The following is a 10215-nucleotide window of genomic DNA, read 5'->3' on the forward strand; positions in this document are numbered from 1 at the left end:
GTATGAAAGATTATTTAGTAAAAGCGTTAGCATTTGATGGAGAAGTGCGTGCGTATAGTGTGCGTACAACAAATACAGTAAGTGAGGCGCAAAGACGTCATGATACATGGAGAACAGCTTCAGCGGCACTAGGGCGTTCTTTGACTGCGGGTACAATGATGGGCGCAATGTTAAAGGGCGAGCAAAAGTTAACGATTAAGGTAGAAGGTAACGGTCCAATTGGCCCTATCTTAGTAGATGCTCATGCAAATGGAGATGTACGTGGTTATGTAACGAATCCGCATGTTGATTTTGAAGGAACAGAACAAGGGAAGTTACGTGTATATCAAGCGGTAGGTACAGAGGGGTTTGTAACTGTAATTAAAGATATTGGAATGCGTGAGCCGTTTATTGGTCAATCTCCAATCGTTTCAGGAGAATTAGGAGAAGACTTTACGTATTATTTTGCAGTTTCTGAACAAACGCCTTCTTCTGTAGGTGTTGGTGTTCTTGTAAATGGAGATGATAGCATATTAGCGGCAGGTGGATTCATCCTTCAAATTATGCCGGGTGCGCAAGATGAAACGATTTCATTTATTGAAGACCGTTTACAAAAGATTCCACCTGTATCAACGTTGATTGAACAAGGTCTTTCTCCGGAAGAGCTACTATATGCAGTTCTTGGAGAAGATAAAGTAAAAGTATTAGAAACAATGGATGTTCAATTTAATTGCACATGCTCACGCGAGCGTATTGAGAGTGTATTAATTAGTTTAGGTAAAACAGAGTTAGAGCAAGTTCGTGAAGAAGAGGAAGAGACAGAAGTTCACTGTCATTTCTGTAATGAACGATACAAGTTCTCTAAAGAAGATATTACAAATTTAATCGAGAATTTGTAATAAGGGAATTAAGAGGAGCAACCCTCCAAATGAATTGACAAACAGGGAATTTTCTGACAAAATCTAAATATAGATAAAACCAATAAAAATACTCGGTGTTAGGAGTGACAGGAATGCGAGTGGCACAATCAGTTTCAGAATTAATCGGGAAAACGCCGATCGTTAAGTTGAACCGCATCGTAGAATCAGACAGCGCAGATATATACTTAAAATTAGAATTTATGAATCCGGGGAGTAGTGTTAAAGATCGTATCGCATTAGCTATGATTGAAGATGCTGAAAAAAAGGGATTATTAAAAGAGGGCGATACAATCATTGAGCCGACAAGTGGTAACACAGGAATTGGTTTAGCGATGGTAGCGGCTGCTAAAGGATGTAATGCAATCTTAGTAATGCCAGAAACAATGAGTATTGAGCGTCGTAATTTATTACGTGCTTACGGTGCGGAATTAGTATTGACTCCAGGGCCTGAAGGAATGGGTGGAGCAATTCGTAAAGCGACTGAATTAGCAAAAGAACATGGCTACTTTATACCACAACAGTTCAAAAACCAATCGAATCCAGAAATTCACCGTTTAACAACAGGTCCAGAAATTATTGAACAAATGGGCGACCAATTAGATGCGTTTATTGCAGGTATTGGTACAGGTGGAACGATTACTGGTGCTGGTGAAGTACTGAAGGAAGCGTATAAAGATATTAAAATTTATGCAGTAGAACCTGCAGATTCACCAGTATTATCTGGTGGGAAGCCAGGTCCACATAAAATCCAAGGAATTGGGGCGGGATTTGTTCCGGAGACGTTGGATGTAGAAGTATATGATGAAATTATTCAAGTGAAAACAGAGCAAGCATTTGAATATGCGAGAAGAGTGGCTAAAGAGGAAGGTATTTTAGTTGGTATCTCTTCAGGCGCAGTTATTTATGCAGCAACAGAAGTTGCGAAAAAGTTAGGTAAAGGGAAAAAGGTACTTGTTATTATCCCAAGTAACGGTGAACGTTATTTAAGTACACCACTTTATCAATTTGAATCCTAATTAAACGCGATTGAAAAAGCATCCTTGAAAAAGGGTGCTTTTTCTTTTGGGATTGGAAATAGGAAAAGAGTGAATGACTAGAAAACTTCATGTAAAATAAGAGGTAGTATAATTAAATTATTTTCACTAGCCTTCGAGTATAATCAATCTCTATATAAATAACTTATGTAGTTTGAGCTGGTTTATCTAAGAGGGTGGGATAAAAGAAGACGGGGTGTTGATATGCAACGAAGAAAATCTTTAGCGCTTTCTATTCCATATCAGTTAGATTTCTTTAAGCAATATAAATTTCTTTCTCAGGGTAAATCGCAACATATTTTGTTAGAAAGCGGCCGTGGCGGTCGTTATAACATTGTAGGGCTGAACCCAGTAGCGGTAATTCGAGGGAAGGATGAAACGTTACATATAAGTGAAAGTGGTAAGGAAACAATAAAACGAGGGAATCCGTTAGATTTAATGCAAGAATATATGGAACAATGGAAGACGGACTATAACCCAGAGTATCCGCCTTTTCAAGGTGGTGCAATTGGCTATTTCAGTTATGACTGTATCCGTTATATTGAAAAGCTGCCTTCTCTTGCGGAAGATGATATTAATATACCTGACATCTTCTTTTTATTATTTGATGACGTATTTGTCTATGATCAAAAAGAACAAGTGTTATGGGTTATTACGCATTATGTAGATAAATATGAAGAGGCGAATGAACGGCTAAATGAGTGGAAGAGTCTTTGGATGACAGAAGCGCCTGAAGTGACCGTGCCTTTTGAAAGTCCTGAAAAGAAAAGTGAAGCAGTTGCTTTTACTGAAGCCAGCTTTATGAAGGCAGTTGAATGTATTCAAGAATATATTGGGGCGGGTGATGTGTTCCAAGTAAACTTGTCGACGAGACAAGAAAGAACGTTACAGACACACCCACTAGAAATTTATACAAGTCTTCGTAAGATTAATCCATCTCCATATATGGGTTACCTGGAGCTTGGGGATTTTCAAATTGTTAGTGGATCGCCAGAGTTGTTAATTAAGAAACAAGGAACTGAAGTGAGTACAAGACCGATTGCTGGAACGAGATCTAGAGGCGCGGATGAGCAAGAGGATGAAGAATTAGCAAGAGAATTAATTGAGAACGAAAAAGAAAGAGCAGAGCATGTAATGCTTGTGGATTTAGAAAGAAATGATTTAGGACGTGTTTGTAAATATGGAACTGTAGAAGTAGATGAATTTATGGTAATTGAGAAATACTCACATGTTATGCATATTGTTTCTAATGTGCGTGGTGAGGTGGAAGAAGATAAGGATGCTTTTGATTTAGTGAAGGCTGTATTCCCTGGGGGAACAATTACTGGTGCCCCAAAAATACGTACGATGGAAATTATTGAGGAATTAGAACCTGTTCGAAGAGGGATTTATACAGGTTCAATCGGTTGGATTGGTTATTCTGGAGATACCGAATTGAATATTGTAATTAGAACACTTCTTGCTAAAGATGGAAAAGCTCATGTACAAGCAGGGGCGGGAATTGTAATTGATTCAAATCCGGAAAATGAATATAAAGAGTCGTTAAAAAAGGCGATTGCTTTATGGCGTGCAAAAGAACGTAGCGAAGAAACGGTTAGGTGAGAGAAATGATATTAATGATTGATAATTATGATTCTTTTACATTTAATTTAGTGCAGTTTCTTGGAGAACTTGGACAAGAGCTCGTTGTTAAACGTAACGATGAAGTGACCATTTCAGATATTGAGAATATGAAACCAGATTTTCTAATGATTTCTCCAGGCCCATGTAGTCCTAATGAAGCTGGGATTAGTATGGAAGCTATTAAATACTTTGCTGGAAAGACTCCGATTTTTGGTGTTTGTCTAGGGCATCAATCTATTGCACAAGTGTTTGGGGGAGAGGTTGTCCGTGCAGAGCGATTAATGCATGGAAAAACCTCGCTTATGCATCATGATGGAAAGACGATTTTTTCGGATATTCCTAATCCGTTTACTGCGACGCGCTATCATTCCCTTATTGTTAAGAAAGAGACGTTACCCGATTGCTTAGAGGTAACATCTTGGACAGAGGAAGGGGAAATTATGGCACTTCGTCATAAGACATTGCCGATAGAGGGTGTGCAATTCCATCCAGAATCTATTATGACTTCTCATGGGAAAGAGCTGTTGCAGAATTTCATTCGTAAATACAGTCCAAGTGCGACATTATGTTAATTTACGTAAATGGTCAGTATGTAGAAGCAAGTGAAGCGAGAATTTCTCCTTATGATCATGGTTATTTATATGGTCTTGGAGTTTTTGAAACGTTTCGTATTTATAATGGTCATCCTTTCTTATTGGATGATCATTATAACCGTTTAATAGAGGCGCTGGATACATTGCAAATTAAATGGACAATGACAAAAAATGATGTGATGCTTATTTTGAAAGATTTACTCGCTAAGAATGAATTGAAGCATGCATATGTACGTTTTAATGTATCAGCGGGTATAGATGAAATAGGATTACAAACGGAAATGTATGAAGAGCCTTCTGTTATTGTTTTTATAAAACCTTTAACAGCTCCAGGGGATGTAGTGGAAAAAGAAGGTGTTATTCTAAAACAAGTGCGAAATACACCGGAAGGGACATTTCGCCTGAAGTCTCATCACTATTTAAATAATATTTTAGGGAAGCGTGAAATTGGAAATGTTGTGAGTAAGGAAGGTATTTTCCTCACTGAAGCAGGTTATGTTGCAGAGGGTATTGTTTCGAATCTATTTTTTGTGAAAGGTGATGTTTTATATACACCTTCGTTAGAGACAGGGATTTTAAATGGTATCACTCGTGCGTTTATTATAAAGAGTGCTGAAGAATTAAATATAGAAGTAAAGGAAGGTTTCTTTACAAAAGATGAGCTACTTTCAGCGGATGAAGTCTTCGTAACAAACTCCATTCAAGAAATTGTTCCGCTTTATCGTATAGAAGCGCAGGATTTCCCGGGTAAAGTAGGAGTGGTTACAAAAAGTTTAATGTACCTTTATGGAATGCAAAGAGAGAAATTATGGAGCAGAAATGAATTACGAAGAGGAGATGTGTAGTTTGAAGTGGGATTATGATTTGCGCTGCGGCGAATATACATTGAATTTAAATGAAAAAACATTAATTATGGGGATTTTAAATGTAACACCAGATTCGTTTTCTGATGGTGGGAGTTACAACGAGGTAGATGCTGCGGTACGTCACGCAAAAGAAATGCAAGGTCAAGGTGCTCATATTATTGATATTGGTGGCGAATCTACTCGCCCAGGTTTTGCTAAAGTATCAGTAGAAGAAGAAATAAAGCGAGTTGTCCCGATGATTCAAGCAGTTTCAAAAGAAGTAAAATTGCCTATATCTATCGATACATATAAAGCTGAAGTTGCAAAGCAAGCAATTGAGGCTGGTGCTCATATTATTAATGATATTTGGGGAGCGAAGGCGGAGCCAAAAATTGCTGAAGTCGCAGCTCATTATGATGTACCCATCATTTTAATGCATAACCGCGATAATATGAATTATCGTAATTTAATGGCGGATATGATTGCTGATTTGTATGACAGTATTAAAATTGCTAAAAATGCTGGTGTGCCAGATGAGAATATTATTTTAGATCCAGGTATCGGTTTTGCTAAAACACCTGAGCAGAACTTAGAGGCGATGCGTAATTTAGAACAGTTAAATGTGCTAGGTTATCCGGTTCTCTTAGGTACTTCGAGAAAGTCCTTTATTGGGCACGTATTAGATTTGCCAGTGGAGGAACGTCTTGAGGGAACAGGAGCTACCGTTTGTCTTGGTATTGAAAAGGGCTGTGAGTTTGTTCGTGTCCATGATGTGAAAGAAATGGCGCGTATGGCTAAAATGATGGATGCGATGATTGGTAAGGGGGTAAGGTAATTGGATAAAATTTATATCCATGATATGGAGTTTTATGGTTATCATGGTGTGTTCCCAGAGGAGAATAAATTAGGTCAGAGATTTAAAGTTGACTTAACGGTGGAGTTGGATTTAAAGCGTGCAGGGGAAAGTGATGACTTAGAGCATTCGGTCAATTATGGAGAGCTTTTCGAATTATGTAGAAAAGTTGTTGAGGATAGAAAGTATAAGCTTGTGGAGAGTATCGCTGAAAATATTGCTGCAGATATATTAAAACAATATGAAAGTATTTCACGCTGTACAATTAAGGTAATTAAGCCGGATCCACCGATACCGGGTCATTATCGTGCTGTAGCAGTAGAAATTACGAGAGAACGTCCATGAACAATATAGCTTACATTGCATTAGGGTCAAATATTGGAGAGCGTTATACGTATCTAACTGAAGCGATTCAGTTTTTAAATAAAAATCCTTATATTCAGGTTGATGATATTTCATCTGTATATGAAACTGAGCCAGTTGGCTATACTGACCAAAGTTGTTTTTTAAATTTAGTTATAAAAATTTCTACCAATTTATCACCACAAGAGTTATTGAAAGTAACACAAAAAGTAGAAAATGACCTAGGAAGAAAAAGGGAAATTAGGTGGGGGCCGAGGACTATCGACCTTGACATTTTACTTTATAATCAAGAGAATATTGAAGCAGAGAATCTTATTGTTCCGCATCCGCGGATGTTTGAAAGAGCTTTTGTTATCGTTCCGTTGTTAGAGATTAATCAAGACATAAAACAAAACATTTCACGTTCACAAGTAGAAGAAATGAAAAGGCGAGAGGGAGTAACGGTATGGAAGCAGAAAAATGGGGAAGACGCATTCGTGCTTTTCGAAAGCTAAAAGGCTATACACAAGAAGGTTTTGCTAAAGAACTAGGGGTATCTGTATCTGTTTTAGGTGAGGTTGAGAGAGGGAATAGATCGCCTTCTCAAGATTTTGTAGTAGAAGTTGCTAAGGCATTAAATGTTTCGATAGAGGAATTAATGCCAAAGTGATTGTACAGGAAGGAGTAGGTTGATTGTTAAAGATTGCAAATATCGAGATGAAAAATCCGGTTGTACTAGCACCGATGGCGGGAGTGTGTAACTCTGCATTCCGTTTAACAGTAAAAGAATTTGGTGCCGGCTTAGTTTGTGCTGAAATGGTAAGTGATAAGGCAATATTACTTAATAATAAAAGAACATTAGATATGTTATATATCGACGAGAGAGAAAAGCCATTAAGTTTACAAATTTTTGGTGGAGAGAAAGAAACTCTTGTAGATGCTGCGAAATATGTAGATAAATATACGACAGCAGACATAATTGATATTAATATGGGTTGTCCAGTGCCGAAAATCGTTAAATGTGATGCGGGGGCAAGGTGGCTTTTAGATCCGAATAAAATATATGAAATGGTAGCAGCGGTTGTAGATGCTGTTGAAAAGCCGGTTACAGTTAAAATGCGTATCGGTTGGGATGAAGAACATATTTTCGCAATAGAAAATGCTAGGGCTGTTGAGCGTGCTGGTGGCCAAGCTGTGGCGGTTCACGGACGTACACGAGTGCAAATGTATGAAGGAAAAGCGGATTGGGATATTATTAAACAAGTAAAACAATCTGTAAATATCCCGGTTATCGGAAATGGTGATGTCGCAACGCCGCAAGATGCAAAGCGTATGCTTGATGAAATTGGTGTAGATGGTGTTATGATTGGTCGTGCGGCTCTTGGAGATCCGTGGATGATTTATCGTACGGTAAAGTATTTGGAGACGGGTGAATTAATGCCGGAACCAACAGTGCGCGAGAAAATTGATGTATGTATGTTACATCTAGATCGTCTTATTGACTTAAAGAACGAAAGTGTCGCTGTAAGAGAGATGAGAAAACATGCAGCTTGGTATTTAAAAGGTGTTCGTGGTAATGCGAGTGTACGTAATGGTATTAATGCTTGTAACACACGGGAAGACCTTGCGAATGTGTTAGGTACATTTGTAGAAGAAGTGGAAGCGAAACAACAAACAATTTACGTTGGTTAATAATGGACATAGGAGATTGACATTCTTCTATACACTTCCTATAATTACGTGAAAGAAAGAAGAGCTGCCAGTTAGTTGCTGGCAGTTTTTCTAGTTGAGTAGAAAATGCTATACTGTATATATTGTAAAATTAAATAGAGCTGGAGTGATATCAATATCATGGATAACATGAACCACGAAGAATTAAACGACCAATTGATTGTTCGTCGTGAAAAGCTACATAATTTACGTGAACAAGGAATTGACCCGTTCGGTAAAAGATTTGAACGCACAAATTCAACAACTGATTTAGTGAGTCTATATGGAGAGTTCTCTAAGGAAGAATTAGAGGAGAAGGAAATCGCTGTTTCTATCGCTGGTCGTATTATGACAAAACGCGGAAAAGGGAAAGCTGGATTTGCACACGTTCAAGATTTACATGGACAAGTTCAAATTTATGTTCGTAAAGATGCTGTTGGAGATGACGAGTACGAATTATTTAAAACAGCAGATTTAGGTGATTTAGTAGGTATTGAAGGTAAAGTGTTCAAAACAAACGTTGGAGAACTTTCAGTAAAAGCAACAGGCTTTACGCTATTAACGAAATCTCTTCGTCCATTACCAGATAAATACCATGGATTAAAAGATGTTGAACAACGCTACCGTCAACGTTACTTAGACTTAATTACAAGTATGGAAAGTCGTGAAACGTTCGTTACTCGTAGTAAAATCATTCGTGAGATGAGAAGATACCTAGATGACAACGGTTATCTTGAAGTGGAAACACCTATGATGCATGCAATTGCAGGTGGAGCTTCTGCGCGTCCTTTCACTACACATCATAATGCGTTAGATATGGAATTATATATGCGTATCGCAATTGAGCTACATTTAAAGCGTCTTATTGTAGGTGGTTTGGAAAAAGTATATGAGATCGGCCGTGTATTCCGTAATGAGGGTGTATCAACTCGTCATAACCCTGAGTTTACGATGATTGAATTATATGAAGCATACGCTGATTATAAAGATATTATGAAGTTAACAGAAGATATGGTTGCTCATATCGCGAAAAAAGTACTGGGTACAACAACAATCCAGTATGGTGATTATGAAATTAATCTAGAACCAGAATGGACACGTCTTCATATGGTAGATGCGATTAAGCAATACTCTGGAGCTGATTTCTGGAATCCGATGAGTGTAGAAGAAGCACGTGAGCTTGCAAAAGAACATAATGTAGAAATTAAAGATACAATGGAAGTTGGTCATATTATAAATGAATTCTTCGAACAAAAAGTAGAAGATAAATTAATCCAACCAACATTTATTTACGGTCATCCGGTAGAAATCTCGCCGCTTGCGAAAAAGAATGATGAAGATCCAAGATTTACAGATCGTTTCGAATTATTTATCGTTGCGCGTGAACATGCAAATGCATTCACTGAGTTAAATGATCCAATCGATCAAAAAGAACGTTTTGAAGCGCAATTAAAAGAGCGCGAACAAGGTAATGATGAAGCTCATATGATGGATGACGATTATATTGAAGCTCTTGAGTACGGTATGCCTCCTACGGGTGGATTAGGAATCGGTATTGATCGTCTAGTTATGTTATTAACAAATGCACCATCTATTCGTGATGTATTATTATTCCCTGCTATGCGCCATAAACAAGACTAAGCTTTGGAGATTTCTCCAAAGCTTTTTTTATTTGAGCATGAGTTGCGTGGGTATAGTAAATCTTGATAGTGCGAGAAATTATATTTATATAGAAGAAAGGTGCTGTTTTTATACTTTTTTACTAAGTTAAAAATTTTATTAGAAAAACTATTGCATTTTAATAATCAAACTGGTATATTTATATTCGTTGCCACGAAAGGTAACAAACAAAACAAACGAAAAACAACTTATTGAAAAAAGTTGTTGACGAAAATATAACGAAATGTTATATTGATAAAGTCGCTTCTGAGCGACGAAGTAGTTCTTTGAAAACTGAACGAAACAAACAACGTGAAACGTCAATTTTTATTTTAGATGCTAGACAAACTAACTTTATTGGAGAGTTTGATCCTGGCTCAGGATGAACGCTGGCGGCGTGCCTAATACATGCAAGTCGAGCGAATGGATTAAGAGCTTGCTCTTATGAAGTTAGCGGCGGACGGGTGAGTAACACGTGGGTAACCTGCCCATAAGACTGGGATAACTCCGGGAAACCGGGGCTAATACCGGATAACATTTTGAACTGCATGGTTCGAAATTGAAAGGCGGCTTCGGCTGTCACTTATGGATGGACCCGCGTCGCATTAGCTAGTTGGTGAGGTAACGGCTCACCAAGGCAACGATGCGTAGCCGACC

The 10215-nt window shown here is 37.9% G+C and carries 11 protein-coding genes and 1 rRNA gene; all 12 read left to right on the forward strand.

The annotated features are described in order from the left end of the window. Window positions 1–2: 2 nt before the first annotated feature. Window positions 3–878, forward strand: a complete 876-nt coding sequence (gene hslO, locus MR168_RS13195; RefSeq protein WP_000656372.1) for a redox-regulated molecular chaperone HslO — start codon at window positions 3–5, stop codon at window positions 876–878. A gap of 113 nt (window positions 879–991) precedes the next feature. After that, a complete protein-coding gene (gene cysK, locus MR168_RS13200) occupies window positions 992–1915 on the forward strand; it encodes a cysteine synthase A (protein ID WP_086411682.1) in 924 nt (307 codons plus the stop codon). 222 nt (window positions 1916–2137) lie between these two features. Further along, window positions 2138–3535: an aminodeoxychorismate synthase component I gene (gene pabB, locus MR168_RS13205; protein ID WP_086411683.1), complete on the forward strand. Its 1398-nt coding sequence runs from the start codon at window positions 2138–2140 to the stop codon at window positions 3533–3535. A gap of 5 nt (window positions 3536–3540) precedes the next feature. Further along, on the forward strand, window positions 3541–4128 hold the full coding sequence (pabA, locus tag MR168_RS13210) for an aminodeoxychorismate/anthranilate synthase component II (protein ID WP_000602290.1): 588 nt from the start codon (window positions 3541–3543) through the stop codon (window positions 4126–4128). After that, the gene (gene pabC / locus MR168_RS13215; protein WP_000909884.1) at window positions 4122–4994 is read left to right on the forward strand and encodes an aminodeoxychorismate lyase; all 873 of its coding nucleotides are present in this window, start codon (window positions 4122–4124) and stop codon (window positions 4992–4994) included. The genes pabA and pabC overlap by 7 nt, the downstream gene beginning before the upstream one ends. After that, window positions 4969–5829 carry a dihydropteroate synthase gene (folP, locus tag MR168_RS13220; protein WP_002164656.1) on the forward strand — a complete coding sequence of 287 codons (861 nt, stop codon included), beginning with the start codon at window positions 4969–4971 and terminating at the stop codon, window positions 5827–5829. The genes pabC and folP overlap by 26 nt, the downstream gene beginning before the upstream one ends. Then, window positions 5830–6192 (forward strand): dihydroneopterin aldolase, encoded by a 363-nt coding sequence (folB, locus tag MR168_RS13225; RefSeq protein WP_000358062.1) that lies wholly within the window; start codon window positions 5830–5832, stop codon window positions 6190–6192. Beyond that, entirely contained in the window at window positions 6189–6704 is a 516-nt protein-coding gene (gene folK / locus MR168_RS13230) for a 2-amino-4-hydroxy-6-hydroxymethyldihydropteridine diphosphokinase (RefSeq protein WP_001059450.1), read from the forward strand. The genes folB and folK overlap by 4 nt, the downstream gene beginning before the upstream one ends. After that, window positions 6656–6859, forward strand: a complete 204-nt coding sequence (locus tag MR168_RS13235) for a helix-turn-helix domain-containing protein (RefSeq protein ID WP_000387031.1) — start codon at window positions 6656–6658, stop codon at window positions 6857–6859. Before folK ends, MR168_RS13235 begins: the two co-directional genes overlap by 49 nt. 23 nt (window positions 6860–6882) lie before the next feature. Beyond that, window positions 6883–7881 (forward strand): tRNA dihydrouridine synthase DusB, encoded by a 999-nt coding sequence (gene dusB, locus MR168_RS13240; RefSeq protein WP_000912251.1) that lies wholly within the window; start codon window positions 6883–6885, stop codon window positions 7879–7881. A gap of 159 nt (window positions 7882–8040) precedes the next feature. Further along, window positions 8041–9540: a lysine--tRNA ligase gene (gene lysS, locus MR168_RS13245; RefSeq protein ID WP_000369668.1), complete on the forward strand. Its 1500-nt coding sequence runs from the start codon at window positions 8041–8043 to the stop codon at window positions 9538–9540. A 372-nt stretch (window positions 9541–9912) separates the two neighbouring features. Next, window positions 9913–10215 (forward strand): 16S ribosomal RNA (locus tag MR168_RS13250); the annotation flags it as partial.

The sequence above is a fragment of the Bacillus cereus group sp. BfR-BA-01356 genome (assembly GCF_022663635.1).
In the GTDB taxonomy this organism is placed as follows: Bacteria; Bacillota; Bacilli; order Bacillales; family Bacillaceae_G; genus Bacillus_A; species Bacillus_A cereus.